Here is a 25,779-nt window from a genome sequence, read left to right on the forward strand (position 1 = left end):
TCGCCGGCGCGCGGCGGAGCTCAGGTTAATGTGACCTGGAACACGCATATCGATTCACAGCCCATCTCTTATACATTTTGGCTGAGACGATATAGCAAATGGATAATTTGTTAATCCATTTTTGCAAATTTAAATGCGTGCAGCTGTGAGCCGCCGGCTGTCAACGGTGCGTCCGGAAGTGAAAATACAAGTGTAGCGCATCAATTCGGAGGAGAGGGACGCCCCGGGGCATGGAAATGCAGGGCGGTCGAGACTCGGGCGGCCGGACCTTAGCTCTCGTCGCTAACCGCCACGCTGGCCAGCGACAGCAGGATGCTGACGAGGCCGCCCTCGGCCACCATCAGGGCCGCCTGCGACGGGCTGACCCAGCGGCGTTCGCGCTGGCCTTTTTCCGGCCAGTCCTCCAGCTCCCGCTCCACCTCAAAAAGGTAGGCGTCCACGGCACAGGGCAGGCGCTTGCCCGTGGGCATGACCTTGTAATAGTGGAAGGTGCCCAGCGGCTTCTTGTGGATGGTGCCGACCAGTCCCGCCTCTTCGAACGCCTCGTTGGCGGCCACGCCGCGGGCGTTCAGCTTCTTCTCCGGCCAACCCTTGGGCACCACCCAGCGCCGCGTCTCCCGCGAGGTGATCAGCATCACCTGCAGCTGCCCGTCCTGCACCCGGACGGGAATGGCGGCGTACTGGCGTTCGGCGGCCTCGCAGCCCATGGCTGGTTTATCCGAAACGAGAAGGGGGGCGGCGTGGGGCAGGGGGTGGAACCTTGTCGCGAAAGGTGGTGTCGAAAAAAGGTGGAGGCAACCGCGGTGGCGGGGACGATCCCCTACGATCGTACACCCGCATCCTTGTTTCATATAATCCCTGAACGGTTGCCAAGCCGTAAACGTTTTCAGTCATCTAAGACCAAAATGTGCGCCGGCGCGCCCATGCGGTCGATAGGACGCCCATTCGGCCTATCCTGACCAGATGGTCAGGGGCGAAAAAGGGGTCGCTTTTACGGAAGGAAAAGGGGGTGGGGCCGACTCAGGTGCGCTTGACGGAGGTGATTCAGGGCGACGGCGGCAGGACATCGACCTGGACCAGATGGCCGATGACATGGGTGAAGAACAGTTCCGCAGCCTCCAGCCGCACCGGCACCACCGGGCCGCCCGGCACCGGCCGGCCGACCCAGAGATCGAAGCCGCGCGGCTTGCCGTCCGGCGCTGCGGTCCAGAAGTTCTGGCTACCGCGCCCCGCCGGCTGGAAGCCTGCTACCGGCAGGATGGCGACATGGCAGCCGATGGCGTCGCCGTCGAAGACCGTATAGTCCGACTTTTCGATATGGCGGCGGGGCCGGCTTTCCATCAGCACGTCATAGCGACGCCGGCCATCATAGACGGGCAGGCGGCTGGCGCAGTCGCCGCCCTCGGCATGGCGGCTGATGGCGACGGCGGCGCTCAGCAGGTCGACGGTGCCGGGGCGCTGGTCCGCCGGCACCGCGGTGGCGTCGTCGGGCGAGGGCGGTGGCGTCTGGATGAAGGTCACGGCCGTGTCGCGTGTGCCATAGGGGGCGGCATAGCTCAGCGTCGCGTCCCAGCTCTTGTCCCGCAGGGTGCGCAGGCTGTGGAAGTGGCGCGGGGCGACGCCGTTGACGCCGCCGAGGCGTCCGTCCGCCTCGGCCGCGTAGGACCATTTGATCAAACGGGCCAGCATGTCGCCGGCCTCGGCTGCCACGGTGACGCGGTAGTCCTGGCCCTTGATCTCCGTCTCCAGCGTCATGCGCCCCATTTTCAGCCCGCCGACATAGACGTCGTAGCCCAGGCGCAGGTGCTGTGGGGTTTCAGCCGTGTGGGCCGTCAGGGGGCTGGCCAGGGCCGACAGCATCAGCACGGCGGCGCGGACGGCGCGGGGAAGGGTGATGGTGGTCATGCCCCCATCCTCAGTTGTGAAGATGGCGGCGGCAAGGCGCGGCGAAAGGAAGGGCCCTCAGGCGTGCCCAACCTCGGCCGACAGCATGGGCAGGCTGACGCCCAGCTTGGCGATGGCCCGTTCCCACTTGGTGTCCATGTCGTCGTCGAACAGCAAGGTGGGGTCGGCCGGCACGTGGAGCCAGCCGTTGGCCTGCATCTCCTGGTCCAGCTGCCCTGCCGCCCAGCCGGCATAGCCCAGGGCCAGCAGGCACTGGCGGGGGCCGCGCCCTTCCGTAATGGCGCGCAGGATGTCAACCGTGGCGGTCAGCGCCACCTCATCCTCCACCCGCAGCGTCCCTTCGCGCTGGTAATCGGTGCTGTGCAGCACGAAGCCGCGGCCCGGTTCCACCGGTCCGCCGAAATGCACGCGCAGGCGGTCGTCCGGATCACCGCCGTCGATGCCCAACTGCTCCAGCAAGCCACCGGCGTCGATGCCGTCGAACAGCCGGTTGATCACCAGGCCCATGGCGCCGTCATCGGTATGGGCGCAGACATAGATAACGGTGCGGGCGAAGCGCTCGTCCGGCATGGCGGGCATGGCGACCAGCAGTTGCCCGGTCAGGAAACGTCGGATGGTGGTGTCCTTCATGGGCGGCGCCTTCCCTTGCCACGTCGGCCCCCTCCAGGGGAAGGGACCGCTGAGCACCGGCCCACGCGGCCGGCGCTGTCATACTGCCTATCCATGCCGCTCAGCGTAGCATGGCCGAAACGGTCCGTCGCCCCCGTGGGCCGCGCGTGACCGTTCCTATTCTGGTCATATTGCGCGCCGCCGGCCTGTGACAAGGGGTGGAAAGCCGTTTCCCTTGCCCATCCCGCCCCTGGGACATAGAACCACAGGGCCTGAACCATCCAGCACCTCCGGCATTTACGCTCAAGGCCAAACATCAACGGGAGTTCCAGACCATGACCATCCAGGTTGGCGATACCTTCCCCAGCGTCTCCGTGAAACACCTGACCGATGCCGGCATGCAGGAGACCAGCACCGACGCCCTGCTGAAGGGCAAGAAGGTCGTCCTCTTCGCCGTGCCCGGCGCCTTCACCCCCACCTGCTCCGCCAAGCACCTGCCCGGCTTTATCCAGAACGCCGAGGCCCTGAAGGCCAAGGGCGTCGATGCCATCATCTGCCTGGCGGTCAACGACCCCTTCGTGATGCAGGCCTGGGCCAAGGCCAACGACGTGGGCGACACGGTGTTCATGCTGCCCGACGGCAACGGCACGCTGACCCGTGAACTCGGCCTCACCATGGATGGCACCGCCTACAACCTGGGCCACCGCAGCCAGCGCTTCGCCCTGATCATCGACGACGGCGTCGTGACCCGGGTGGACGTGGAAAAGCCCGGCGCCTTCGAGGTGTCCAGCGCCGAGGCGGTGCTGAAGAACTTGTAAAACCAGCACCATAACGCCAGAAGGCCCGCGCCGGTTCCCAACCCGCGCGGGCCTTCCTTATGCCGTGCCGCCCAGGGCCGGCGCTCGAGGCGACCGAACTAACGTCCCCGGGCCTCCGCCAGTCCCTCGCGCGCCAACTGGTCGGCGCGTTCGTTCTCGGGATGGCCGGCATGGCCGCGCACCCAATGGAACACCACCTCGTGCCGGTCGGCCTGGGCGGACAGCCGCTGCCACAGATCCACGTTCTTCACCGGCTTCTTGTCTGCGGTCAGCCAGCCCTTGGCCCGCCAGCCGTGGATCCACTTGGTGATGCCGTCGCGCAGGTACTGGCTGTCGGTGTGCAGGTCCACCTTCACCGGCCGTTTCAGCGTTTCCAGCGCCTGGATGGCGGCCATCAGTTCCATGCGGTTGTTGGTGGTGTCGGGCTCCCCGCCCTTCAGCTCCCGCTCCGTGCCGTTCCAGCGCAGGATGGCGCCCCAGCCGCCGGGGCCGGGGTTGCCGCTGCAGGCGCCGTCGGTGAAAATCTCCACACGCGGGCTGGGAACCTTCTGGGGGGCGGGGGTGTCGGTCACGTCAGTTCCTCCGGCGCCAAGCCGTAATCGGCCAGGCCACGGGCCTGCTGGTGGAAGCGCAGCTTGTGCAGGTATTCCAACGGGTCCTTGCGTTTCACCAGCGCCCCGGCGGGTGTGTTTACCCAGTCATACAGCCGGGTCAGCAGGAAGCGCAGGGCGCTGCCCCGGGCCAGCAGGGGCAGGGACGCCACCTCCGCCCCCGTCAGCGGCCGCACCTTGGCGTAATTGGCCAGCAGCAGGCGCGACTTGGTGACGTTGAAGGCGCCGTCCGGCTCGAAACACCAGGCGTTCAGGCAGATGGCTAGGTCGTAGGCCAGCATGTCGCTGCAGGCGAAATAGAAATCGATCAGCCCGGACAAGGCGCCGTCGCGGAAGAAGACGTTATCCGGGAACAGGTCGGCGTGGATGATGCCCTGCGGCAGGCTGGGGCGACCGTCGCGGCCGGGCCACAAGGATGCCAGGGCGGCCAGCTCATCCGCCAGGGCCGCCTTCAGGCCGGGCTTCACGCCGTCTGCCCCATCCGCTGTCGCCGCCACCAGGGCGCGCCAGCCGTCCAGCGACAGGCTGTTGGGCCGGGGCGTGGCGTAGTCGGCCCCGGCCAGGTGCAGCTGGGCCAGGGCAGTGCCCAGGGCGGCGCAATGGTCCGGCAGGATGCGGCGGGGCCACATGCCGGTGAGGAAGGTGACGATCACCGCCGGCCGGCCGGCCAGCACGCGCAAGGCCTCGCCATCACGGCCGGGGACCGGCTGGGGACAGACGATGCCGCGCGCCGCCAGATGGCGCATCAAGCCCAGGAAGAAGGGCAGGTCGGCCGGGTTCACCCGCTTTTCATAGAGGGTGAGGATGTAGGGCCCGTCCGTCGTCACCAGCAGATAGTTGGAGTTCTCCACCCCCTCGGCGATGCCCTTGCACGAGATCACCTCGCCGATCGCGTAATCGGCGATGAACGCGCGCAGTTCCTCATCGGTGACTTCGGTATAGACGGCCATGCCTTGCGAGGTAGCGGGATTTCCGGCCGGGGTCAATGGTCGCGGCGGAGCGGACCGCGCCTTTTCCGGCCCGTCGCCAGGAGACGGACGGTGCTGGTGGCGAGTTCGGCGATTTAGTGGCGAGAATTGTCACGCTGCTGCGGCCCGCCATAGTCGCCAAAAAATTTTATATAGCAAAAACAATGAATTATCGTCCTGCTCCGAAACTGGCACGGCGGTTGCTTTTAAGGGGACATGGCCGACACCGCCACCGGCGACCGGCCCTCGAGACAACCGAGCTTCGCTCACGGAGACTGAAATGACCGACCTGACCATGATCGCCGCCACCCGGACCTTCACCGCCCACGCCGGCCACACCCCCCGGGGCCTGGCCGCCGCCATCCGGCACCTGCCGCTGCTGGCCGTGACCGCCCTGCTGTCGGTCGCCATCCTCAGCCTGTTCTAAGCGCCTGCCGTCACCGCCTCCGTCCGCCACCGCCTCATCTCTCAAGGACGCCTGCCATGGGACTGTTTTCCCGCCTCGGCGACATCATCGATGCCAACCTGAACGCCATGCTGGACCGGGCTGAAGACCCGGAGCGCCTGATCGGCCTGGTCATCCAGGAGATGGAGGACACGCTGGTGGAGGTGCGGGCGGAAGCCGTGCGCTCCATGGCCCGCCGCAAGGAGCTGGAGGCCCGCTACCGCGATGTCGAGTTCGAATTGCTGGAATGGGACCGAAAGGCCGAACTGGCGGTGACCAAGGGCCGCGAGGATCTGGCCCGGGGCGCCCTGGTGGCCAAGGCCCGGCTGGCCGATGCCGCTGATCCCATCCGGCGCGAGATCCAGGCCATCAGCGACAGCCTGGCCAAGGGCGCCGACGACGTGGCGCGGCTGGAGGCCAAGCTGGCCGACGCCCGGGCCCGCCAGGGCAGCCTGATGGCCCGGCACCGCAGCGCCACCGCCCGCCTGCGCCTGCGCAGCCAGATCCACGACAACCGTCTGGAAGAGGCGTTGTCCCACTATGGCACCCTGCAACGCGACATCGACCTGCTGGAAAGCGAGGCCGAGGTCATGGAGATGGGGCGCCAACCGCGCGGCTTGGCCGCCGAGATCGACGCCTTGGGCGACGACAAGGTGACCGCCGAGCTTGAGGCGCTGAAGGCCCGCGTGGCCAGCCGCGCCAACCCGCAAGGCTAAGCCCGCCCGCAAGGCCAAGTTTCAGACGACCCGCACACGACCGCAGCGCCCGCCGGCGCTGGGCTTCACTGAACACCGGCGCACCTCGCGCCTTATGAACACGGGAGAGGGGATTATGAGGAGCTTTCAGCGTATTTCCGCCACCATGCGCCGTCATCGCCTGGCCAAGGACCCCAGCCGCGCCGTCCTCTTCGGCGTCTGCGCCGGCCTGGCGCGCTACACCGGCCTGCCGGCCACCTTCATCCGCATCCTGACGGTGCTGAGCCTGTTCTGCTTCTTCGGCGCCACCTTGGTGGTCTATGGCGTCCTGGCCCTGGTGCTGGACAGCGAGTACGCCGACCGCGAGGACATCTACGTCAGCCGCAGCTTCTATCGCGCGCACTGGTAAAGGGATCGGACGGTTCGCGGGGGACCGTCCCGACCGGCCCCCGCCGCACCCGGGAATCCGGCCCAATAGGCCAGAGGTGCCCGGAAGCGCGGCGGGGGCCGGTTCCATTTTCAGCGTCCTGTTTTCAGCGCCCCGGCTTCAGCGTTTGGGGTTTGATGGCCAGGGGCAATTGGTCGAACAGGCTGGGCGGTTCGTTCTCCGTCCTGGCCTGCTCGATGGCCAGGATGCGGAACTTGGTGTCGATGCCGCCCCGGGCGGAAAAGCCGCCGGTGCCGCCGCCCACTGCCAGCACGCGATGGCAGGGAATCAGGATGGGAATGGGGTTGTGGCCCAGCGCCTGGCCCACTGCCCGCGCCGCCTCTTTCGGCGCGCCAATCCGGCCGGCAACCGTGCCGTAGGTCAGTGTCTCCCCGCGCGGAATGGCGCGGGTCACGGCATAAACCTTAAGGGCGAAGGGATCGAGACCGGCAAGGTCGAGGGGGATGTCGGCGATGTCCACCGCCTCCCCCGCCATCAGGGCCCGGATGCGGGCCCGGGCCTCGCCGATCACGGGCGGCAGGTCATGCTCCGCTGCCGCCATGGCGCCGGGGAAGCGCCGCGCCAGCCGGGCCCCGGCCTGCTCGGGCCCGCCCTCCGGCAATTGCGCGCCCACGATTCCATCCGGCCCCCATACCAGCGCGCAAACGCCGATGGCGGTGTCGAACAGGATGTGGGCGCGTGTCGCCATGAGAAGCCAGGAGGGAAGTCGGGGTTGAGGGACCCGGAATTACTCCGCCGCCAGGCCGCGCGGCAGCTTGAAGGTGATGTTTTCCACCGCCGTCACGACTTCCTCGATCTGGACGTCGTAGCGCTCACGGCAGGCCTCGATGACCTCCTGCACCAGGATGTCCGGGGCCGAGGCGCCGGCGGTGATGCCCAGCACCTTGACCTTGTCCATCATGGACCAGTCGATCTGGGTGGCCCGCTGCACCAGCATGGAATTGACGCAGCCGTGCTTGGCCGCGACCTCCACCAGTCGCATGGAGTTGGAGCTGTTGGGCGCGCCCAGCACCAGGATGGCATCCGCCTTCTCGGCGATGGCCTTCACCGCCGTCTGGCGGTTGGTGGTGGCGTAGCAGATGTCTTCCTTGCGCGGCCCGGCGATGGCGGGGAAGCGGGCCTTCAGCGCGGCCACGATTTGCACCGTGTCATCCACCGACAGCGTGGTCTGGGTGACGAAGGCCAGGTTCAGCGGGTCGTCCACCTGGACGGTGCGCACATCCTCTTCCGATTCCACCAGCAGCACCGCGCCCGGCGGCAGCTGCCCCATGGTGCCTACCACCTCGGGGTGGCCGGCATGGCCGATCAGGATGATCTGGCGGCCGTCGGCGAAGTGGCGTTCCGCCTCACGATGGACCTTGGACACCAGAGGGCAGGTAGCATCGACATACAGCAGTTGCCGGCTCTCCGCCTCCGCCGGGATGGACTTGGGCACGCCGTGGGCGGAAAACACGACGGGGCGGCCGTCGGGCACCTCGTCCAATTCCTCCACGAAGATGGCGCCTTTGGCCTCCAGGCCCTGCACCACGAAGCGGTTGTGCACGATCTCATGCCGCACATAGACCGGGGCGCCATACCGCTGCAACGCCACCTCCACGATCTGGATGGCGCGGTCCACACCGGCGCAGAAACCGCGCGGGGAAGCCAGGAGGATGTTGAGCGTCGGCTTGGTCATGGTGATTGGGTCTACTCGGTTCCGGTAAGCCCCGGGTACGGGGCCGATCATGGCGGCGGATCATAAAACGGCGCGTCTGTGGATCGCCAGCGCCGTTACGTTAAATCTCGTCGCCCTTCAATATAGGGACGGCGCAGTCGATGTCTTGTGCCGGTATGGCTGCTTCTCTATTGTCGCGGGGCCCCGACGCCGGCCGGCGTCCAACTCCAGACGAGCCCCGCTTCAATGAACATCCACACGGACACTAATATAGGTTCGCCCACCAGGAAAGGCACCCGCGGCCGCCTGGCCCTGCTTTTGGGGATGCCTCTCATGCTGTCGCTGGCGGCATGCGCCAACAAGAACGTCGGCTACCGCCCCGGTTGCCCGACCGTGGCCATCGTGCGCGACGCCTCTTCGGTGGGCGTGCCCGGCGCCAACGGCCAGCTGAGCTACACTGCCGTGATGCCCAACATCGAGGGCCGCTGCGAGTACAGCGAAAAGGGCGTGACCATGACCGAGCAGCTGCGCGTGGGCGCCAGCACGGGGCCGGCCTACACCGGCGGTCCGCTGCCACTGACCTATTTCGTCGCCGTGACCGATGCCGACCGCAAGATCCTGACCAAGCAGACCTACAACGTCACGCTGGACGTCAGCGCCGGCAGCGGCGGTTCGGTGGAGCGGCTGACCCAATTCATCCCGCTGAGCCCGGAAGTCGATGGCCGTTACTACGAGGTGCTGGTGGGCTTCCAGCTGACGCCGGAGCAGCTGGAGGCCAACATCCGCTTCAATTCCAAGCCGCCGGCCCCGCCGGTTGCGGCTGGGAAGTAAGGACGAAGGTATAGCGTACGGGTTCGGCCGGCCGGGCAGGGGCGCCAGGGCCGGGGAACCACCAGGAAGGCGGGTCGCGGGGCAGCGGCCCGCCTTTACTTTTTGGGGCCCGTTGGATTAGGGTGCGCACGCGAAGCTGATGACATCTCGCGGGAGAGACCGGCCCCCTGTGGGCTACCCGCTAGGACCGGCGCCGAAGGAGCAACCGCCCCCGGAAACTCTCAGGCAAAAGGACCGCGAGGAAGAAGCGCATCTGGAAAGCGGCCCGGCCTCATAGCAACGCCTGAACCACCCCCTTTGGGGTGGATTTCCGGTGTTGGAGGCCACAAGCCCACCGACGGAGTAAGCGGGACCCTCCTGGCGACAGGATTTGGGACCCGTGAATCTCTCAGGGTCCGGGACAGAGGGGGGCGAGCCCGCACGGAATCCGTCCGCGCGGGAGGAACTCGTCCGCCGGGAGTCCCAGCGCCTATGTCCAGTGAAACCGATTCGCCCCTGCTTGTTACTCCCCTGAACGCCCTGCACCGCGAGCTGGGCGCCAAGATGGTGCCCTTCGCCGGCTATGACATGCCGGTGCAGTACCCCCTGGGCGTGCTGAAGGAGCATCTACACACCCGGGAGCAGGCGGGCCTGTTCGACGTGTCGCACATGGGCCAGGTCATCCTGCGCGGCGACGGCGTGGTCGACGCCCTGGAAAAGCTGGTGCCCGGCGAGCTGAAGGCCCTGAAGGAAGGGCGCATCCGCTACAGCTTCTTCACCAACGACCAGGGCGGCATCCTGGACGACCTGATGATCGCCAACCGCGGCGACCACCTGTTCCTGGTGGTGAACGCGGCCTGCAAGGTGGCGGACATCGCGCACCTGACGGCGGGCCTGCCGGGCATCGAGGTGGAGTACCTGGGCGACGACCGGGGCCTGCTGGCCCTGCAGGGCCCCGTGGCAGCCACGGTGCTGGCGCGCTTCCTGCCCGAGGTCGCCACCATGCCCTTCATGTCCATGGTGAACGCCAGCCTGAAGGGTATTCCCGTCACCATCGCCCGCTCCGGCTACACCGGCGAGGACGGGTATGAGATCGGCATCGACGCCGACCGTACCGAGGACGTGGCCCGCCTGCTGCTGGCGGAGCCCGAGGTGACGGCCATCGGCCTGGGCGCCCGCGACAGCCTGCGCCTAGAGGCCGGGCTCTGTCTCTACGGCCACGACATCGACACCACCACCACGCCCGTGGAAGCCGGCCTGACCTGGGCCATCTCCAAGCGTCGGCGGGAGGAGGGGGGCTACCCCGGCGACGCCATCGTCCGCCGCCAGCTGGCCGAGGGCGCCGCGCGCTACCGCATCGGCGTCCAGCCCGAGGGTCGGGCGCCGGCGCGTGAGCATACCGAAATCCAGGACGCCAACGGCCAGACGGTGGGCGAGATCACCTCCGGCGGCTTCGGCCCCAGCGCCAACGCCCCCGTCGCCATGGGCTATGTCACCGCCGGCAACGCCGCCGTGGGCACGCCCCTGTCGCTGATCGTGCGCGGCAAGGCCCTGCCGGCCAAGGTTGCCAGCCTGCCGTTCGTGCCGCAGCGCTACTACCGCGGCTGATCCCCATCGCGCGGCCCGGCCGGTGCCGGGCCCGCGCTTCCTTGATGCCCGCCTTTTCCTTGATGAACGCCTTCCCCCGAGGAGCAGAACCATGACCATCCGTTTCACCGAAGACCATGAGTGGATCAGCGTCGACGGCGACGTCGCCACCGTCGGCATCACCACCTTCGCCCAGAGCCAGCTGGGCGACGTGGTGTTCGTCGAGGTGCCCGAGGCCGGCCGCGCCCTGACCAAGGGCAAGGATGCCGCCGTGGTGGAATCGGTGAAGGCCGCCAGCGAGGTGTTCGCTCCCGTGGACGGCACGGTGGTCGAGGGCAACCAGGCCGTGGTCGACGATCCGTCCCTGGTCAACAGCGATCCGCAGGGTGCCGGCTGGTTCTTCAAGATGACGCTGGCCAACCCGGCCCAGCTGGACGGCCTGATGGACCAAGCCGCCTACGACGCCTTTGTGGAAGGTCAGCACTGATGCGGTATCTGCCCCTGACCGAGGCCGACCGGCAGGAGATGCTGGCGGCCATCGGCGCCCCGTCGGTGGACGCGCTGTTCGGCGATGTCCCGGCGGCGGCCCGCCTGGACCAGCCCATCGCTGGCCTGCCCAACCACCAGGGCGAGTTGCAGGTGGAACGCGCCCTGTCGCGACTGGCCGCCCGCAACGTGCCGGCCGGCAGCTGCCCCAGCTTCCTGGGCGCCGGCGCCTATCGCCATCATGTCCCCGCCTCGGTGGACCAGCTGCTGACGCGCGGTGAGTTCCTCACCAGCTATACGCCGTACCAGCCCGAGGTGACGCAGGGCACCCTGCAGTACCTGTTCGAGTTCCAGACCCAGGTGGCGCTGATCACCGGCATGGATGTGGCCAACGCCTCCATGTACGACGGCGCCACGGCCTGCGCCGAGGCGGTGCTGATGGCCAACCGCGTCACGCGCCGCAACCGCGCCGTGCTGTCCGGTGGCCTGCACCCGCACTACCGCGACGTCACCGCCACCACCACCGGCGTGCTGGGCGTGGACCTGGTGACCCTGCCGGCTGATCCGAAGGGGATCGAAGACCTGGCGGCCGCCATCGACGACAAGACCTCCTGCGTCGTGGTGCAGAACCCTACCCTATTCGGCCATGTCGCCGACCTGACGCCGCTGGCCGAGGCCTGCCATGCCAAGGGCGCCCTGCTGGTCGTGGTGGTGACCGAGGTGGTGAGCCTGGGCATGATGCCGTCGCCCGGTTCCATGGGCGCCGACATCGTGGTGGCCGAGGGCCAGAGCATCGGCAACGGCCTGAACTTCGGCGGGCCTTACCTGGGCCTGTTCGCCACCCGCGACAAGTTCGTGCGCCAGATGCCCGGCCGCCTGTGCGGCGAGACGGTGGACGCGGACGGCAAGCGCGGCTTCGTGCTGACCCTGTCCACACGGGAGCAGCACATCCGCCGCGAGAAGGCCACGTCCAACATCTGCACCAACTCCGGCCTCTGCGCGCTGGCCTTCACCATGCACCTGTCGCTGCTGGGCGAGGTGGGCTTTACCGGCCTGGCGCGGCTGAACCACGCCAAGGCGGTGCAGCTGGCAGACAAGCTGGCGGCGGCCGGCGTCAGCGTGCTGAACCAGGGCTTCTTCAACGAGTTCACCGTCCAGGTGAAGGGCGATGCCGCCGCGCTGGTGGACAGGCTGGCGGCGGAACCCATCCTGGCCGGCGTGCCCGTTTCCCGCCTGCACCCCGGCCAGGCGGACCTCGCCGACCTGCTGCTGGTGGCGGTGACGGAGACGACCACCGAAGACGACATGGACGCCCTCGTTCAGGCCCTGGGAGGCAAGCAGTGATGAACACCCAAGGACGCAAGACCACGCCCGACGTCGAGTCGGCGGCGGCCACCGACGTGGGCACCTATACCGGCAACCGTGCCTTGGTGCATGAAGAGCCGCTGATCTTCGAACTGGATAACCCCGGCGTCACCGGCGTGGACCTGGAGGCGGCCCCGGCCGTCGCCAGCCGCCTGGGTGGCCTGAAGGCCCGCGAGGGCATCGGCCTGCCCGGCCTGTCGGAACCGACGGTGGTGCGCCATTACACGCGCCTCAGTCAGAAGAACCTGGGCATCGACAGCACGATGTACCCGCTGGGCTCGTGCACCATGAAGCACAATCCCCGCCTGAACGAGAAGCTGGCGCGCCTGCCCGGCTTCGGCGACATCCACCCGATGCAGCCGCAGTCCACCGTCCAGGGCGCCTTGGAGCTGATCGACCAGCTGGCCCACTGGTTGAAGACCCTGACCGGCATGCCGGCCGTGGCCATGTCGCCCGCCGCCGGCGCCCATGGCGAGCTGTGCGGCCTCATGGCCATCCGCGCCGCGCTGCAGGCCCGGGGTGAGACCGGCCGCACCCGCGTGCTGGTGCCGGAATCGGCGCACGGCACCAACCCGGCCACGGCGGCCTTCTGTGGCTTCACCGTGGACGCCATCCCGGCCGAGGCCAACGGCCGCGTGAGCGTCGAGGCGGTGAAGGCCAAGCTGGGCCCCGATGTCGCCTGCATCATGCTGACCAACCCCAACACCTGCGGCCTGTTTGAGCCCCAGGTGAAGGAGATCGCGGACGCGGTGCACGCCGCGGGTGGCTATTTCTACTGTGACGGCGCCAACTACAACGCCATCGTCGGCCGGGTGCGCCCGGCGGACCTGGGCGTGGACGCCATGCACATCAATCTGCACAAGACCTTCTCCACCCCGCACGGCGGTGGCGGCCCGGGTTCCGGCCCGGTGGTCCTGTCGGACGCGCTGGCGCCCTACGCCCCGCTGCCCTATGTGGTGCACGGGGCCGATGGCTTCCGCCTGGTGGAGCATGAGGGCGAGGTGGAGCAGGGCGCCCAGCCCTTCGGTCGCATGAAGGCCTTCCACGGCCAGATGGGCATGTTCGTCCGCGCCCTGGCCTATATCATGAGCCACGGCGCCGACGGCCTGCGCCAGGCCTCCAGCGACGCCGTGCTGAACGCCAACTACCTGAAGGCGCGGTTGCAGGACCTGATGAGCGTGCCGTTCGACGGCTACTGCATGCATGAGGCCCTGTTCGACGACCGCTTCCTGAAGGACACAGGCGTCACCACCCTCGACTTCGCCAAGGCGATGATCGACGAAGGCTTCCATCCCATGACCATGTATTTCCCCCTGGTCGTGCACGGCGCCTTCCTGATCGAGCCGACCGAGACCGAGTCCAAGGCCACGCTGGACCAGTTCGTCGGCGCCATGCGGCACCTGGCGGGCAAGGCCAAGGCGGGGGACGCCGCCCACTTCCTGGCGGCCCCCCGTTACACCCCCCGCCGCCGTCTGGATGAGACTGCCGCGGCGCGCAAGCCAGTCCTGCGCTGGGCGCCGCCAGCGGTGTAAAGATGGGTTCGGGCCACCATCATGGCCCGGCGACATCATTGGAAAAGGGCGGAATCCTTGGGTTCCGCCCTTTTTCCTTCTGGGCGTGGCCCATTTCAGGGTCTGCGCCGTTGGCTTACCCAATCGGGTTGCAGCGCACACAAATCGGCATTGCCTCAGGGGGGCCTAGCTTCCATCTCAATTTCGGCCAAATCTCCCGTCATCACTCACCACGCGGCCGATCCGACGCCGCGACCTTCCGCCGGGACCATCCCCCATGTTGACCGTTGCCAGCTTGCCCAGGGTTGAGATCGCCCGCCTGCGCCGTCCGGCGCTGCAGGCGTCCGGCTGGCTGGTCATGGGCCTGGGTGTGCTGTCCCTGCCCATCCCCGGCCCGGTCTCCACGCCGCTGCTGGCGGTGGGTGGTCTCATGGTGCTGCGCAGCTCTGTCTCGGCTCGCCGCCATTACGTGCGCGCCCGCGACCACGCCCCCCGGCTGGTGCGCCCGCTGTTCGGCCGCTTCGACGCCTGGCGCCATCGCCACCGCGCCCCGGTTCGCGTGCCCGCAAAGGTGCTGGCCGCCGCCAACGACGTCGCCGCCAACGACCAGGGCGAGCTGGCCTCGGTGACCGTGGCCGGCAACGCCTGAAGGACCTGAGTTCCAAAGTTCGAGGCAAGGGCCGTAGCGTGGATGCCGCGTCGCGGCCCTTTGTCTTTTCAACGCCTTGACCATTCCTCATTTGACCCGGACCATGGGCTTCGCGCATGGGTCGGATCCCATGCGGTACGCGGGGCCGTACGAGTCCTGAAAGGGGTTGGGAGGAAGCGCCAGGTGCGATCGGGCAACGCCGTCCTGTCAGGGTACGGGACCACCATATTCGAGGCCATGTCGCGGCTGGCGGGCGCGCACAACGCCATCAACCTGGGCCAGGGCTTTCCCGACGACCGGGGGGCGGAGGATGTGCTGCAGGTGGCCGCCCGCGCGCTGCTGGAGGGCAACAACCAGTATCCGCCCATGATGGGTTTGCCGGCCCTGCGCCAGGCCGTGGCGGCCCACGCGGCGCGTTTCTACGGCCTGGAGGTGGATTGGGAGCGCGAGGTGATGGTGACCTCCGGCGCGACCGGGGCGCTGGCCGCCTGCCTGTTCGGCCTGATCGAACCGGGCGACGAGGTGGTGCTGTTCCAGCCGCTGTACGACAGTTACGTCCCCATCATCCGCCGGGCGGGCGGCATTCCCCGCTTCGTGCGCCTGCAGCCGCCAGGCTGGACCGTGGACCCTGACGAACTGGCCGCCGCCTTCAGCCCGCGCACCAAGCTGGTGGTGCTGAACAACCCCCTGAACCCGGCGGCCAAGGTCTGGTCAGCGGAGGAGTTGCGGCTGCTGGCGGACCAGGTCATCGCCCACGATTGCCTGGCCGTGTGCGACGAGGTCTATGAGCACCTGGTGTTCGACGGCCGCCGGCACGTGCCGCTTATGACCCTTCCCGGCATGCGTGGGCGCACGCTGCGCATCGGCTCCGCCGGCAAGACCTTCTCGCTGACGGGATGGAAGGTGGGGTACGTCACGGCCGCTCCGGACTTGTTGCAGCCAGTGGCCAAGGCGCACCAGTATTTGACCTTCAGTACCCCGCCCAACCTGCAGGCGGCTGTCGCCTACGGCCTGGCCAAGGATGACGCCTATTTCGGCCTGCTGGCGGCGGCGCTGGAGGCCAAGCGCGACCGTCTGGCCGCGGGCCTGGTCTCCGCCGGCCTGCCCGTTCTGCCCTCGGAAGGGACCTATTTCGTGGTGGCCGACATCACCGGCGCGCGCGGCCTGCGCCGGGGCGAGGATGACGCCGATTTCTGCCGACGCCTGACGAGGGATGCCGGCGTTGCCGCCATTCCGGTCAGCGCCTTCTATGAGGAAGGGGCGCCCACCCACCTCATCCGCTTCTGCTTCAGCAAGCAGGACGCCATCCTGGACAGCGCGGTGATGCGGCTGAAGGAATTCTTTGGGCGGTAGACCCGGCCGTTGCGAGAGGTAGCGCTACCAGCTGCGGCGCAAAAATCAGCCGACGACCTGCAGGCCTCGGCGCTTGCGGTCAAAGGCGCAGCCGACCAGCAGGCGGGCCACTTTGCCGTCCGAGCCGCCCAGGGGCAGCACCACCAGTTCGGCGGCGGGAACAGTCATGGAGGGGATGGCCGGCAGGCTGCGGGTCTGGGGCAAGCCGTTGTCGGCGCACCGGCGCAACATCTGGGCGAAGGGCACGGTGTTGGGGGAGGGGGGCAGATCCTCCAGCTGCAGGCCGGTGGACTCGCGGCGCAGCCATAAAACGTAATCGGTGCCCACCCAGAGCAGGGTGAAGGCCATCTGGTTGGGTGCCACGTCCACCAGCATGACGCCGCCGGGCGAGACCGGCAGATCCACCACCTCGACCTCGGAACTGTTGGGAAAGGCGCGGTCGCCGCGCAGGATGTCCCAATAGTCATGCAGGAGGCGCAAGGTCGAATTCTGGATTTGTAAAGGGAAGCGGGAGATCGAGGTCGCGCCCCAGGTGGCAGGTCCAGTCATTCTCGTCTCCCATCCTTACGTTCTACATGAGCGTCGCAAGTCGATGGGGCTATAACATTTGAGCCCGGACGGGACGCAAAACGGCAATGACCCGTCCTCATCCCGGCATGGAATGCGCGACGGCTGGAATGGATCAGGCAGATAAAATCAGAAAGCCCAGGCCTGCGCGTCGCAGTTATCCCGGGAGTAGCCCCAACGGGGTACTTCGCAACCACCAAGTAAAAAAACTGCCGGTAAGTCGATGACTTACCGGCGAGTTGAACAGGGAGGCTTCACGTCTGGGAGACGTTGGGCCCGAAGGCCCACTCCAGGACGGGCATCCTGGAGGAAACATCGGATGCTGCGTCGCAACATCCGATGGCCAATATTTAATCTTTTGATGCCCCGTTTAAAGGGGTGATTAGCCGTCTCAGCTATGCGGTGGGCGCATGCGTCGCGGGGAATGTTTCGGCGACCTTCTTCACCAGGAAGTCGCGGAAGACCGCGATGCGCTTGGAATGGCGCAATTCTTCGGCATAGACGAAGTAGGCGTCGATGCGCGGGCCCGTCACGTCCGGCAGGATGCGGACCAGGTCGGGGTTGCTTTCGGAAATGATGTAGTCGGGGATGGCCGCGATGCCCAGGCCGCTCTCCACCGCCTTGTACAGGGCGTACAGGCTGTTGACGCGGAAGATGGTGTCGCGCTCGCCGCCCGGCGGATCGCCCAGGGCCAGCAGCCAGTTGATGTTGGGCACCGGCGCCTTGGCGTCGGACGGATAGGCGATGAGGTCGTGCTTCTGCAGATCCTCCACCGTTTCCGGGGTGCCGCGCTTCTCCAGATAGGTGCGGTGACCGTAAAGGTGGGTGCGCACCGTCATCAGGTGGCGCTGGATCAGGTCGGGCTGGCGTGGCGGCACCATGCGGATGGCGATGTCCGCCTCGCGCATGGACAGATCCAGCTCGTTATCGTCCAGCAGCAGGGTCAGCTGCACGTCGGGGTAAATCGACAGGAATTCCCGGATGCGCGGGGTCAGCCATGTGGAACCGAAGGCGACGGTGGTGGTCACCTTGAGCGGGCCCTTCGGGTGCTCCTTGCTTTCCGAGAGCATCGCCTCTGTCATGGACAGCTTGGCGAACACCTCGCGGGCGGTGCGGTACAGCAGCTCGCCCTGTTCGGTGAGGATCAGGCCGCGGGCGTGGCGATGAAACAGCGGCACGTGGAGGCTTTCCTCCAGCGCGCTGATCTGCCGGCTGACGGCCGATTGGCTGAGGTTCAGGGTCTCGCCAGCATGCGTGAAGCTGCCGGCCTCCGCCACCGCGTGGAAAACGCGAAGCTTGTCCCAGTCCATTCCCGGTCCTTATGCGTCAAAGACGTTGCGATCCCGGAGAGCGGGACCGTCGGAAATGACGGCCTCAAGCGGGCCGCCATGCAAAGAATATATACCCAGCTTGTCCAAGACGCTACCGATTGTGGGTGTCCACACGGTTAGGCCATAGACTGATAAGGCATTTTAGCACCGCATCGTGCCGTTTTGGCAACGCCCGGGTGGCGAATTCGCGAACGGATACCGCGAATTAGTACAAAGAAGGGCGCCGCCGTACCAAGACGGCGGCGCCCGCTTCGGTGACTCGGGTGAGTGCCGCGGGTGACTCAGTGGCCGCCCAGGAAGCGCTCGGCCTCCAGGGCCGCCATGCAGCCCATGCCGGCGGCGGTGACGGCCTGGCGGAAGACCTTGTCCTTCACGTCGCCGGCGGCGAACACACCGGGCACGTTGGTGCGGGTGCTGTCCGGGGCGGTGATGACGTAGCCCTCGTCGTCCATCTCGACATGGCCCTTGAAGATGGCCGTGGCGGGGTCGTGGCCGATGGCGACGAACACGCCATCCAGCGGCAGCTCACGCCCCTCGCCGGTGACGGTGTTGCTGAGCGCCAGGCCGGTGACCTGCTTGGGGTTGTTGAGATCGAAGCCGCCGTCGGCCGCCCCGCCCTTGCCCAGCACCCGGTCCACCTTGTGGTTCCACAGCACTTCGATCTTCGGGTTGGCGAAGACGCGGTCGTGCAGGATCTTCTCGCCGCGGAAGGCGTCGCGGCGATGGATCAGGGTGACCTTGGACGCGTGGTGCGTCAGGTACAGCGCCTCTTCCAGGGCGGTGTTGCCGCCGCCAATGACCGCGACTTCCTTGCCCCGGAAGAAGAAGCCGTCGCAGGTGGCGCAGGCCGAGACACCGGCGCCCTGGAATTCCTGCTCCCCGGCCACGCCCAGCCAGCGCGCCTGGGCGCCCGTGGCGATGATGACGGTGTCGGCCACGAACTCGTCGCCGCTGTCGGCCTTGGCAACGAAGGGGCGCTGGCTGAAGTCGACGGAGGTGATGACGTCGTAGACCAGGGTGGTGCCCACATGCTCCGCCTGCTGGCGCATCTGCTCCATCAGGTCGGGGCCCTGCACCGCCTGGGCGAAGCCCGGATAGTTCTCCACCTCCGTGGTGATCATCAGCTGGCCGCCCGGCTGCATGCCCTGGACCAGGATGGGCTGGAGGTTGGCGCGGGCGGCATAGATGCCGGCGGTGTAGCCGGCGGGGCCGCCGCCGATGATCAGGACCTTGGTGCGATGGGTGGTCATGGGAACTGTTCCTGGCAGGGAAGGGGACCCTCTGGATTGGGGGCCGCGCCCTCGCCGCCCTCTAGATATGGTGAGGCAGGCGTGATGTTTCACTCAGACGCGGGACGATACCGGCAAGCGGCCCCGGGCTCAACGCCAGACGTCACAGAGAGGGCCATCCAGCCTTGCGAAGGTGCGGGGGCTGGGGGCGCCAAGGGTGCGGCCATTCCCCCATGGCGGCGGCCGCCCTCATGCACTACATGAGGGGGATGGGTTTGCGGATGAACTACGGAACGGCGGCGGTTATGGGCGGTTTCAGGAAATGGGCGGCGGGTCTCGTGGCGCTCGCCGGCTTGGCGGTCTCCCCCGCATGGTCCGCCCCGGTGCAGACCGAGCACACCGTCAGCCAGCTGGTGGCCGAGGGCCCCGCCGTTCCCGGCCAGCCGCTGTGGGTGGCGCTGGACCAGAAGCTGCAGGACGGCTGGCATACTTATTGGATCAATCCCGGCGACTCGGGCCTGCCGACAGAGGTCAACTGGACCCTGCCGGCCGGCTGGAAGGCCGGTCCGCTGAACTTCCCGGCCCCGCACCGTTTCACCACCGGCCCGCTGGTCAACTACGGCTATGAAAAGGCGACCCGCGTCCTGGCGCGCCTGGACGTGCCGGCCGATGCCAAGCCGGGCGGCACCGTCACCCTGACGGCCGCCGCCAACTGGCTGATCTGCGCCGACGTCTGCGTGCCCGAGGATGCCACCCTGACCCTGGACGTGCCGGTCGCCGCCCCAGGGGCCACCAGCGGCACCCCTGACCCGGCGGTGGCGCCGATGTTCGCGGAGGCGCGGGCGGCCCTGCCGGTGCCCAGCCCCTACACCGCCAGCGTCAGCGCCACCAAGACCGCCGTCACCGTGCGCCTGGCTGCCCCTGGCCTGACGGCCGACCAGGTCAAGGACGCCTACTTCTTCGCCGAGAACCCCGACCTGGTGGAGGCGGGCGCGCCGCAGCAGCTGGCCGTCACCAAGGATGGCCTGACCCTGACCCTGAAGCCCACCGGCCGCGCCACGCCCGGCCCGGTGAACGGCATCCTGGAGGTGACGGAACTGGTGAACGGCCAGCCCACCACCCAGGCGCTGGCCATCGCCATCCCCGCCGATGGCGTGGGGGCCGCACCGGCCGGCGGTGGTGTGGCGGCGGATACCGGCAGCGCGCCCGTCCTGCCCCTGTGGCAGGCGGTGCTGTTCGCCTGCCTGGGGGGCATGGTCCTGAACCTGATGCCCTGCGTCTTCCCTGTGCTGTCGATGAAGGCCATGGCCCTGGTGCGCCACCAGGGCGCCCATGCCCGCCTGCACGGCCTGGTCTACACCGCAGGCGTGCTGGCCTGCTTTGCCGCCATCGCCATCGTACTGATGGCCTTGCGCGCCGGCGGGCAGGAGATCGGCTGGGGTTTCCAGCTGCAGTCGCCCCTGGTGGTGGCGGTGCTGGCCTATGTCATGCTGCTGCTGGGCCTCAGCATGTCGGGCGTCTTCACCGTGGGCGACCAGTTCATGGGTGTGGGGCAAGGGCTGACCCAGGGGGACGGCTATGCCGGCTCCTTCTTCACCGGCGTGCTGGCTTCCGTCGTCGCCACGCCGTGCACGGCGCCCTTCATGGGGGCGGCCGTGGGCTACGCCCTGGTCCAGCCGTGGTATGTGGCGCTGGCCGTCTTCCTGGCCCTGGGCTTCGGCATGGCCTTGCCCTTCCTGGCGCTGGCCTGCAGCCCCTGGCTGCTGCGCCACCTGCCCAAGCCCGGCGCGTGGATGGAGCGGCTGAAGCAGGTGCTGGCCTTCCCCCTGTACGGCTCCGCCGCCTGGCTGGTCTGGGTGTTCGCGGTGCAGGTGGGGGCGCCCGGCATGACCGGCATCCTGGTCGGCCTGGTGCTGGTGGGCTTCGCCGCCTGGCTTTATGGCGTCACGCATTATGCCGAGGGCTGGGGCCGGCGCGGCGGTGCCCTGGCCGCCCTGGTGGCGCTGGTGCTGGCCGTCGCCGCCGTGTTGCCCCAGGCGGGAGGCAACGCGGCCTCGGCGGGCGGCCCGGTGGCGGGTGGCAAGGCCGTGGCCATGACGGACGGCTTCGAGGCGTTCTCCCCCGCGACGCTGGACAAGTTGCGCGCCGACGGCCGGCCGGTGCTGGTGGACTTCACCGCCGCCTGGTGCATCACCTGCCTGGTGAACGAGCGCGTGGCCCTGTCCAGCGACACGGTGCACCAGGCGCTGAAGGGTCACAACGTGGCCCTGCTGAAGGGCGATTGGACCAACCGTGATGCCGAGATCACCCGCGTGCTGCAGGCCCACGGCCGCAGCGGCGTGCCCCTCTACCTGTTCTACCGCCCCGGCCAGGCCGAGCCGGACGTCTGGCCCCAGATCCTGACCGAGGCCCAAGTGCTGGAGGCTGTGGGCACCCTGCCGAAGCAGAGCGCCAGCGCGCAGTAACGTCCCGGTGCGTCAATGAAAAAGGGCCGACGGAGCGATCCGCCGGCCCTTTTTCTTTGGTCCTTTCCCCTGCCTGTACAATCTTATGAGGGTGATCAGGATAGGGGCGTGTCGATGGTGGGCGTCTGGTCGGTGGAAATAATGACCTTTGTTGCCGCCCTTTATTGTCTGGTGCGCGGCCTGTTGGACCTGCGGCAGAAGCGTTACGTCTGGGGCGTGCTGGGCCTTTTGTGTGGGGTAGGTGTTCTCGTTATGCCTATCCACACACATGCGGTCCCGTGGACCTCTCCAACGGACACTCAGAACCCGAACATGTGATCCAGCGCGAAGGCCCCCTGGGCGCCGTCGCGGATCAAACCGTGATAGCCGAACAGGCGGCAGGTGGTGTCGCGGATCAGGACGTAGGCGTCGCGGCCCGCTTCCTTGACCTCGCTGCTCGTGAAGGTCTGGCCCACGCGGAAGTGGAAGCTGCCGGAGCAGGCGATGGCGACCGTGCGGCGGGCGACCTCCTCCCCATCCTTGGTCATCAGGATCAGGGCGGTGTTCGAGCGCGTATTCCACGGCGTGCTGGCCGGGTAGATCAGGTGGCACAGCGTGTCCACGTCCGCCGCCATGCCGGTGCGCAGGAACAGGCGGGTGGACAGGCCCGGCGCCCGGCCGGAATAGGACTGCGGCTCGTTCTTATAAGTCAGCACCGTGTTGAACATGTGGGCGCCGAAGCTGGTCTCCGCCGTGTGGCCGCTGACACCGTCCTCATAGCGGAACAGGGCGTGCAGCCAGCCGTCGGCGTCGTTCTCGCCGGCGGCGAAGTCGTAGATCAGCTCCAGATGGCCATAGCCGGAGGGCAGGCTCTTGCCGTCCAGGATGTCGGCCGCCTCGAACACCGTCTCATGGTTGCGGGGCAGGCGGCCCAGGTCGCGGCGGGCGACTTCCGTGCCGTCGGCGTCATAGACGATGGCGGTCAGCGGTAGGTGGTTTTGCGTGGTGCCCATGGGCGTGGGCAGGGCGATGGTGCGAAAGCGGCCGGCCGGGAAGATGGGGGCGGGCAGGATGAAGCCTTTGCCCATCAGGTTGGTCAGGGTGGCCAGCTTGGGGTCCGGCTTCAGATCCACGCGTTCCACGTTCGGGTGGGCGATGCGATGGCGGGTGGCGCCGGCGGCGTCGGTGCGGATGACCTCGTAGCGCGGGCGGACGAAGTGCTTCCCGGCGCGGATTTCCACCTGCTGCGGCCAGCGGGCGTCGGGCAGCAGGCTGGCCACGTCCAGGGCGTAGGTGGCGTAGGGCCCGACCTCGCGGTCCAGTTCCACCGCCGAGTCATGGCCCATCAGGTTCAGGGCGACGGCGCCGGCGGGGATGGGGCAGGGATGGCTGTTCTGCACCCACAGGATCACCCGCTCGTCCGCGCGCGGGGCGGGCAGGCCGGCGTAGAAGTCCGACGGCCAGGCGTTGGCGTCATGGGTGCAGGACAGGGTGTCCGCGGCGTCGCCATAGGTGTCCAGCGCGTACTTCACCACATCGTGGCCGGCGGCGCCCACCACATGGATGAACAGCTGGCCGGTGAATTCGGGCAGGTCGAACTTCTTGCGAACCTGGGCGCTGTCGATCACCACGGTGCCGTCGGCGCCGGGCAGATCCTGCGTCCAGCGCGCCAGCACCTGTCCGTCCTCGCCGAACAGGCAAAGCCAGAGATAAGGCTCGGCGGCGCCATAGCTGGACCAGTAGTTGGCCGTGACCACGCGGGTGTGGTGGCCGGCGCCATCGCGGAAGAAGGCGTAGTTGGTGGCGAAGTTCAGCGGCGCCAGATAGGTGCGGCGGTCAGTCAGCAACTCGGCCGGCAGCTTCAGCGGATCCAGGGAGAAGATCTTGGCGCCGGCGGGGATCAGGTGTCGGATGTGGGCCACCAGGCGATCAGCATCAAAGGCTGCCACGAACACGGCGTCGACGGCCGTGCCCGCCAGGGCGGTCACCGGCTGGGCCGGGCGGCCCAGCAACGGCTGGCCGATCTGATCCACGTTCTGGGCGTAGACCGCCGCCACGTCCACCGCGCCCTCGGGCCCAGTGAGGTGGTGGATCTCGTCGAACGGCTCCAGCATGTTCAGCGGATCGTAGACGGCGACCCGGCCCGCCGCCCGCAGATCGGCCAGCAGCGCCCGCGCCGGTTCCGCCGCCAGCGGATGGCCGATGGCCTTGAAGTAGCTGCTGCCGCCGGTGACGTTGCTGAAGGTTTCGATCTTGAGGGGCATGGACGGGTCCAAATGACGAGGGGCCCGCCGGCCCTCAAGCAGGCCGGCGGTGACGCATCAGGGCGTTATACGGGCAGACGCGCCGTTTTCACAGATTCAGCGGAAGGGGTTCAGGCGCTTCATCTTGGCCGACAGGGCGTGGCGGAATTGTTCCCGCTTCACCACGCCATCGTCCTGTACCCAGTTCAGCTGGATGACACGGCGCGGGCCGACGAAGCTGGTGTGGCCGTGCCAGGCGTTGGGACCGTTCAGGAAGGCCAGCAGGGTGCCCTCGGCCGGCGGGATCTCGGTCACCGCGTTGTCCAGGCTTTCCGGGCCGCGCAGCAGGCGCAGGCGCCCGTCCGACGTCTCCCAGGACGGGTTCATGTAGAGAAGGACGGTGATGATCTTGCTCTTGCTATCCACATGGATTTGGCCGTCCTGGGCCTTGGCCCGGCCGCGCACCGTCACCATGGTGGGGTGGCCGGTCAGGTCGATGCCGAACTTCTCCTCGAACGCCGCCGTCATGGCCGGGCCCTGAATTTCCTCCAGCAGCGCCGCGAAGGCGGGGCCAAAGCTCAGTTCCCGCGCGGGGAAGCTGCCGGCCTGCTCGATCTCTGGGAAATCGCGGTGGATGGCCTCGCGCGCCTCCGCCCGCACGAAGCCAGGGATGATCAGGTGGGCAAAGGGGTCCTGGGACAGCGGCGTGGCGCGAAAGGCGTCCAGGTCGATGGCGCGACCCGGGTCTGTCGCCACCGTCTCACCAGAAGCTTGGGCGCCAGACACGGGGGAGCCAGACGCGGGGGAGGAGGTGGCGGTGGTGCCGATCATGGTCCTGCTTCTTCCAAGGCTGGCGCCTGATCGGCGCCGGGGTTAGATCGTACGTTAGAATCGTTCTTGCTGAGACTGGTTCGCAAATACCTCACCCCAGATGGGGCGGCAGCGCATCGGGGTCAATGCCGATACCATGCGATTGGCCCACCCCAGCAATGGAAAGGCCCACCGTAGCACGGGCCGCGTCCCCGTGCGCGGTCGGGGCGTCAGCGCCGGGCGGCCATGCGCCGCAGCACCTCGGCCGCAACGCGGGGCGTGTCGTCCAGGGGCGTGGGCGTCCAATTCTCCACCACGCCGGTGAAGGGGCGGGTGACGCCGCGCTCCACCATCAGCTGGTGGAAACGGTCGAACTTGGCCGACTTGCCTTCCAGGGCGATGACATAGACGGGTTTGCCGGTGCTGGCCGCCTCCGACACCATGGATACGCTGTCGCCTGTGCACAGGACGGCGTCGGCCAGGCCCAGGTAGCCGAAATAGGGGTTGGCGCCGGCACCGTCCCAGACTACGGCCGGCAATCCTTGAAGGTGCTGGCGCAGCACCGCTTCGTTTTCAGCTCCCGTGCGGCGCGAGGGCGTGACCATCAGCCCCATGCCCTGGCGGGCCAGCGTGGCCAGCCGGTCGGCCAACTGCGCGGTCACGGCCGGGGTCAGCTGGTAGACACCATTGGAACCACCCACCAGCACGGCCACGCGCGGGCGGGGCAGGTGATCCAGCAGGGGCGCGAACTTGGCCGCCTCCGCCGCCAGGCGCCCCGCCGTCACCCGGTGCAGGGCGCCCAGGCTTTCCATCACGTTGGGCCCGGTCTTGCGGTCATGGGCCGGCATGACCACCAGGTCCAGCCAGCCGAAGGGCACGCCTGGGTTCTGGATGTGGACGCAGAAAGTGCGGCCCCCGCTTTGTCGGCGAATGGCCAGGGCGGCGCCCACCGCCTGCCGGCCGGAGGTGATCAGCAGATCCGGCCAGGGCGGCGCCAGGGTGTCGGAGTCGGGGGTAAGGCCGTGATCGAGGCTCAGCGGCAGGTAGGGGCTGAGCTGGCGCCAGGGCGTCTGAAGGTGGATGCGCTTGATCACCGGGGTGGCGCCCACGGCCTCCGCCAGGCCCAGGCACTGGTTTTCCATGCCCGCCTTGCCATCGGATAAAACCCAGCAGGTGGGCGGGGTTGCGGGCTGCGGGGCGAGGGGGACGGCGGGGGCCGCCAGGGGGCTCTGGGCGTTCAT

General features: G+C 68.0%; 25 protein-coding genes and 1 riboswitch. Of the genes, 12 read left to right on the forward strand and 13 right to left on the reverse strand.

Annotated elements, in window-relative coordinates; translation table 11 throughout:
* Nucleotides 1-269: 269 nt before the first annotated feature.
* The 3 genes from FBZ87_RS16315 to FBZ87_RS16325 all read right to left on the reverse strand — a co-directional run bounded on the left by FBZ87_RS16315 (nucleotide 270) and on the right by FBZ87_RS16325 (nucleotide 2,535).
* Nucleotides 270-707 (reverse strand): NUDIX hydrolase, encoded by a 438-nt coding sequence (locus FBZ87_RS16315; RefSeq protein ID WP_145611350.1) that lies wholly within the window; start codon nucleotides 705-707, stop codon nucleotides 270-272.
* 337 nt (nucleotides 708-1,044) lie between these two features.
* Nucleotides 1,045-1,905, reverse strand: a complete 861-nt coding sequence (locus FBZ87_RS16320; protein WP_145611351.1) for a DUF3108 domain-containing protein — start codon at nucleotides 1,903-1,905, stop codon at nucleotides 1,045-1,047.
* A gap of 57 nt (nucleotides 1,906-1,962) precedes the next feature.
* Nucleotides 1,963-2,535 (reverse strand): YqgE/AlgH family protein, encoded by a 573-nt coding sequence (locus FBZ87_RS16325; protein WP_145611352.1) that lies wholly within the window; start codon nucleotides 2,533-2,535, stop codon nucleotides 1,963-1,965.
* A gap of 314 nt (nucleotides 2,536-2,849) precedes the next feature.
* Between FBZ87_RS16325 and FBZ87_RS16330 the strand changes: the two genes are divergently transcribed.
* Nucleotides 2,850-3,332 (forward strand): peroxiredoxin, encoded by a 483-nt coding sequence (locus tag FBZ87_RS16330; protein ID WP_145611353.1) that lies wholly within the window; start codon nucleotides 2,850-2,852, stop codon nucleotides 3,330-3,332.
* Nucleotides 3,333-3,430: 98 nt separating this feature from the next.
* Here the strand turns inward: FBZ87_RS16330 and rnhA are convergent, their stop codons facing one another.
* Entirely contained in the window at nucleotides 3,431-3,904 is a 474-nt protein-coding gene (rnhA, locus tag FBZ87_RS16335; protein ID WP_145611354.1) for a ribonuclease HI, read from the reverse strand.
* On the reverse strand, nucleotides 3,901-4,893 hold the full coding sequence (locus FBZ87_RS16340) for a homoserine kinase (protein WP_145611355.1): 993 nt from the start codon (nucleotides 4,891-4,893) through the stop codon (nucleotides 3,901-3,903). The genes rnhA and FBZ87_RS16340 overlap by 4 nt, the downstream gene beginning before the upstream one ends.
* A 298-nt stretch (nucleotides 4,894-5,191) precedes the next feature.
* Between FBZ87_RS16340 and FBZ87_RS29255 the strand changes: the two genes are divergently transcribed.
* From FBZ87_RS29255 to FBZ87_RS16350, 3 genes are all read left to right on the forward strand, one after another.
* Nucleotides 5,192-5,338 carry a hypothetical protein gene (locus FBZ87_RS29255; protein ID WP_186454800.1) on the forward strand — a complete coding sequence of 49 codons (147 nt, stop codon included), beginning with the start codon at nucleotides 5,192-5,194 and terminating at the stop codon, nucleotides 5,336-5,338.
* A 56-nt stretch (nucleotides 5,339-5,394) separates the two neighbouring features.
* Complete coding sequence (locus tag FBZ87_RS16345) at nucleotides 5,395-6,072, forward strand: PspA/IM30 family protein (RefSeq protein WP_145611356.1); 678 nt, start codon at nucleotides 5,395-5,397, stop codon at nucleotides 6,070-6,072.
* 115 nt (nucleotides 6,073-6,187) lie between these two features.
* Nucleotides 6,188-6,460: a PspC domain-containing protein gene (locus tag FBZ87_RS16350; RefSeq protein WP_081486478.1), complete on the forward strand. Its 273-nt coding sequence runs from the start codon at nucleotides 6,188-6,190 to the stop codon at nucleotides 6,458-6,460.
* A 124-nt stretch (nucleotides 6,461-6,584) separates the two neighbouring features.
* Here the strand turns inward: FBZ87_RS16350 and FBZ87_RS16355 are convergent, their stop codons facing one another.
* The gene (locus FBZ87_RS16355) at nucleotides 6,585-7,187 is read right to left on the reverse strand and encodes a methylated-DNA--[protein]-cysteine S-methyltransferase (protein ID WP_145611358.1); all 603 of its coding nucleotides are present in this window, start codon (nucleotides 7,185-7,187) and stop codon (nucleotides 6,585-6,587) included.
* A 39-nt stretch (nucleotides 7,188-7,226) separates the two neighbouring features.
* Nucleotides 7,227-8,174 (reverse strand): 4-hydroxy-3-methylbut-2-enyl diphosphate reductase, encoded by a 948-nt coding sequence (gene ispH, locus FBZ87_RS16360; RefSeq protein WP_004272219.1) that lies wholly within the window; start codon nucleotides 8,172-8,174, stop codon nucleotides 7,227-7,229.
* A gap of 312 nt (nucleotides 8,175-8,486) precedes the next feature.
* On the opposite strand from ispH, the gene FBZ87_RS16365 reads away from it, so the two are divergent.
* The 7 genes from FBZ87_RS16365 (at nucleotide 8,487) to FBZ87_RS16395 (ending at nucleotide 15,914) form a co-directional block, all read left to right on the forward strand.
* Nucleotides 8,487-8,984, forward strand: coding sequence for a hypothetical protein (locus tag FBZ87_RS16365; protein ID WP_145611359.1), 498 nt, complete (start codon nucleotides 8,487-8,489; stop codon nucleotides 8,982-8,984).
* Nucleotides 8,985-9,124: 140 nt separating this feature from the next.
* A riboswitch (glycine riboswitch) is annotated at nucleotides 9,125-9,231 on the forward strand.
* A 224-nt stretch (nucleotides 9,232-9,455) separates the two neighbouring features.
* Nucleotides 9,456-10,571 (forward strand): glycine cleavage system aminomethyltransferase GcvT, encoded by a 1,116-nt coding sequence (gcvT, locus tag FBZ87_RS16370; protein ID WP_145611360.1) that lies wholly within the window; start codon nucleotides 9,456-9,458, stop codon nucleotides 10,569-10,571.
* A gap of 91 nt (nucleotides 10,572-10,662) precedes the next feature.
* Complete coding sequence (gene gcvH / locus FBZ87_RS16375) at nucleotides 10,663-11,037, forward strand: glycine cleavage system protein GcvH (protein WP_145611361.1); 375 nt, start codon at nucleotides 10,663-10,665, stop codon at nucleotides 11,035-11,037.
* Nucleotides 11,037-12,380: an aminomethyl-transferring glycine dehydrogenase subunit GcvPA gene (gene gcvPA / locus FBZ87_RS16380; RefSeq protein ID WP_145611362.1), complete on the forward strand. Its 1,344-nt coding sequence runs from the start codon at nucleotides 11,037-11,039 to the stop codon at nucleotides 12,378-12,380. The genes gcvH and gcvPA overlap by 1 nt, the downstream gene beginning before the upstream one ends.
* A complete protein-coding gene (gene gcvPB / locus FBZ87_RS16385) occupies nucleotides 12,380-13,933 on the forward strand; it encodes an aminomethyl-transferring glycine dehydrogenase subunit GcvPB (RefSeq protein ID WP_145611363.1) in 1,554 nt (517 codons plus the stop codon). Before gcvPA ends, gcvPB begins: the two co-directional genes overlap by 1 nt.
* Nucleotides 13,934-14,189: 256 nt before the next feature.
* Nucleotides 14,190-14,561, forward strand: coding sequence for a hypothetical protein (locus FBZ87_RS16390; protein ID WP_145611364.1), 372 nt, complete (start codon nucleotides 14,190-14,192; stop codon nucleotides 14,559-14,561).
* 183 nt (nucleotides 14,562-14,744) lie between these two features.
* A complete protein-coding gene (locus tag FBZ87_RS16395) occupies nucleotides 14,745-15,914 on the forward strand; it encodes an aminotransferase (RefSeq protein WP_145611365.1) in 1,170 nt (389 codons plus the stop codon).
* Nucleotides 15,915-15,959: 45 nt separating this feature from the next.
* On the opposite strand, the gene FBZ87_RS16400 is transcribed toward FBZ87_RS16395, so the two are convergent.
* From FBZ87_RS16400 to trxB, 3 genes are all read right to left on the reverse strand, one after another.
* Nucleotides 15,960-16,463, reverse strand: coding sequence for a PAS domain-containing protein (locus FBZ87_RS16400; RefSeq protein ID WP_145611366.1), 504 nt, complete (start codon nucleotides 16,461-16,463; stop codon nucleotides 15,960-15,962).
* 413 nt (nucleotides 16,464-16,876) lie between these two features.
* Nucleotides 16,877-17,791 (reverse strand): LysR family transcriptional regulator, encoded by a 915-nt coding sequence (locus FBZ87_RS16405; protein ID WP_088871934.1) that lies wholly within the window; start codon nucleotides 17,789-17,791, stop codon nucleotides 16,877-16,879.
* Between the two features lie 302 nt (nucleotides 17,792-18,093).
* Nucleotides 18,094-19,062 (reverse strand): thioredoxin-disulfide reductase, encoded by a 969-nt coding sequence (trxB, locus tag FBZ87_RS16410; RefSeq protein WP_145611367.1) that lies wholly within the window; start codon nucleotides 19,060-19,062, stop codon nucleotides 18,094-18,096.
* A gap of 260 nt (nucleotides 19,063-19,322) precedes the next feature.
* On the opposite strand from trxB, the gene FBZ87_RS16415 reads away from it, so the two are divergent.
* Nucleotides 19,323-21,506, forward strand: coding sequence for a protein-disulfide reductase DsbD family protein (locus FBZ87_RS16415; protein WP_211106963.1), 2,184 nt, complete (start codon nucleotides 19,323-19,325; stop codon nucleotides 21,504-21,506).
* Nucleotides 21,507-21,805: 299 nt separating this feature from the next.
* Here the strand turns inward: FBZ87_RS16415 and FBZ87_RS16425 are convergent, their stop codons facing one another.
* The 3 genes from FBZ87_RS16425 to FBZ87_RS16435 form a co-directional block, all read right to left on the reverse strand.
* Nucleotides 21,806-23,749 (reverse strand): hypothetical protein, encoded by a 1,944-nt coding sequence (locus FBZ87_RS16425; RefSeq protein WP_145611368.1) that lies wholly within the window; start codon nucleotides 23,747-23,749, stop codon nucleotides 21,806-21,808.
* A gap of 96 nt (nucleotides 23,750-23,845) precedes the next feature.
* Entirely contained in the window at nucleotides 23,846-24,559 is a 714-nt protein-coding gene (locus tag FBZ87_RS16430) for a 2OG-Fe(II) oxygenase (RefSeq protein ID WP_145611369.1), read from the reverse strand.
* 209 nt (nucleotides 24,560-24,768) lie between these two features.
* Nucleotides 24,769-25,680 (reverse strand): mitochondrial fission ELM1 family protein, encoded by a 912-nt coding sequence (locus FBZ87_RS16435; protein ID WP_145611370.1) that lies wholly within the window; start codon nucleotides 25,678-25,680, stop codon nucleotides 24,769-24,771.
* Nucleotides 25,681-25,779: the final 99 nt, after the last annotated feature.

Origin of the sequence: Nitrospirillum amazonense (genome assembly GCF_007828035.1) — a bacterium.
In the GTDB taxonomy this organism is placed as follows: domain Bacteria; phylum Pseudomonadota; class Alphaproteobacteria; order Azospirillales; family Azospirillaceae; genus Nitrospirillum; species Nitrospirillum amazonense.

Bases quoted from the DNA above. Each gene is read 5' to 3' on its own strand.
- gcvPA (WP_145611362.1), top strand. From the start codon at position 11,037: ATGCGGTATCTGCCCCTGACCGAGGCCGACCGGCAGGAGATGCTGGCG.
- FBZ87_RS16365 (WP_145611359.1), top strand. From the start codon at position 8,487: ATGCTGTCGCTGGCGGCATGCGCCAACAAGAACGTCGGCTACCGCCCC.
- FBZ87_RS16325 (WP_145611352.1), bottom strand. From the start codon at position 2,535: ATGAAGGACACCACCATCCGACGTTTCCTGACCGGGCAACTGCTGGTC.
- FBZ87_RS16405 (WP_088871934.1), bottom strand. From the start codon at position 17,791: ATGGACTGGGACAAGCTTCGCGTTTTCCACGCGGTGGCGGAGGCCGGC.
- FBZ87_RS16340 (WP_145611355.1), bottom strand. From the start codon at position 4,893: ATGGCCGTCTATACCGAAGTCACCGATGAGGAACTGCGCGCGTTCATC.
- gcvH (WP_145611361.1), top strand. From the start codon at position 10,663: ATGACCATCCGTTTCACCGAAGACCATGAGTGGATCAGCGTCGACGGC.
- gcvT (WP_145611360.1), top strand. From the start codon at position 9,456: ATGTCCAGTGAAACCGATTCGCCCCTGCTTGTTACTCCCCTGAACGCC.
- FBZ87_RS16400 (WP_145611366.1), bottom strand. From the start codon at position 16,463: ATGACTGGACCTGCCACCTGGGGCGCGACCTCGATCTCCCGCTTCCCT.
- FBZ87_RS16415 (WP_211106963.1), top strand. From the start codon at position 19,323: ATGAACTACGGAACGGCGGCGGTTATGGGCGGTTTCAGGAAATGGGCG.
- FBZ87_RS16390 (WP_145611364.1), top strand. From the start codon at position 14,190: ATGTTGACCGTTGCCAGCTTGCCCAGGGTTGAGATCGCCCGCCTGCGC.
- FBZ87_RS16330 (WP_145611353.1), top strand. From the start codon at position 2,850: ATGACCATCCAGGTTGGCGATACCTTCCCCAGCGTCTCCGTGAAACAC.
- FBZ87_RS16315 (WP_145611350.1), bottom strand. From the start codon at position 707: ATGGGCTGCGAGGCCGCCGAACGCCAGTACGCCGCCATTCCCGTCCGG.
- FBZ87_RS29255 (WP_186454800.1), top strand. From the start codon at position 5,192: ATGACCGACCTGACCATGATCGCCGCCACCCGGACCTTCACCGCCCAC.
- FBZ87_RS16425 (WP_145611368.1), bottom strand. From the start codon at position 23,749: ATGCCCCTCAAGATCGAAACCTTCAGCAACGTCACCGGCGGCAGCAGC.
- FBZ87_RS16435 (WP_145611370.1), bottom strand. From the start codon at position 25,680: ATGGAAAACCAGTGCCTGGGCCTGGCGGAGGCCGTGGGCGCCACCCCG.
- FBZ87_RS16345 (WP_145611356.1), top strand. From the start codon at position 5,395: ATGGGACTGTTTTCCCGCCTCGGCGACATCATCGATGCCAACCTGAAC.
- trxB (WP_145611367.1), bottom strand. From the start codon at position 19,062: ATGACCACCCATCGCACCAAGGTCCTGATCATCGGCGGCGGCCCCGCC.
- FBZ87_RS16430 (WP_145611369.1), bottom strand. From the start codon at position 24,559: ATGATCGGCACCACCGCCACCTCCTCCCCCGCGTCTGGCTCCCCCGTG.
- ispH (WP_004272219.1), bottom strand. From the start codon at position 8,174: ATGACCAAGCCGACGCTCAACATCCTCCTGGCTTCCCCGCGCGGTTTC.
- FBZ87_RS16320 (WP_145611351.1), bottom strand. From the start codon at position 1,905: ATGACCACCATCACCCTTCCCCGCGCCGTCCGCGCCGCCGTGCTGATG.
- FBZ87_RS16350 (WP_081486478.1), top strand. From the start codon at position 6,188: ATGAGGAGCTTTCAGCGTATTTCCGCCACCATGCGCCGTCATCGCCTG.
- gcvPB (WP_145611363.1), top strand. From the start codon at position 12,380: ATGAACACCCAAGGACGCAAGACCACGCCCGACGTCGAGTCGGCGGCG.
- FBZ87_RS16355 (WP_145611358.1), bottom strand. From the start codon at position 7,187: ATGGCGACACGCGCCCACATCCTGTTCGACACCGCCATCGGCGTTTGC.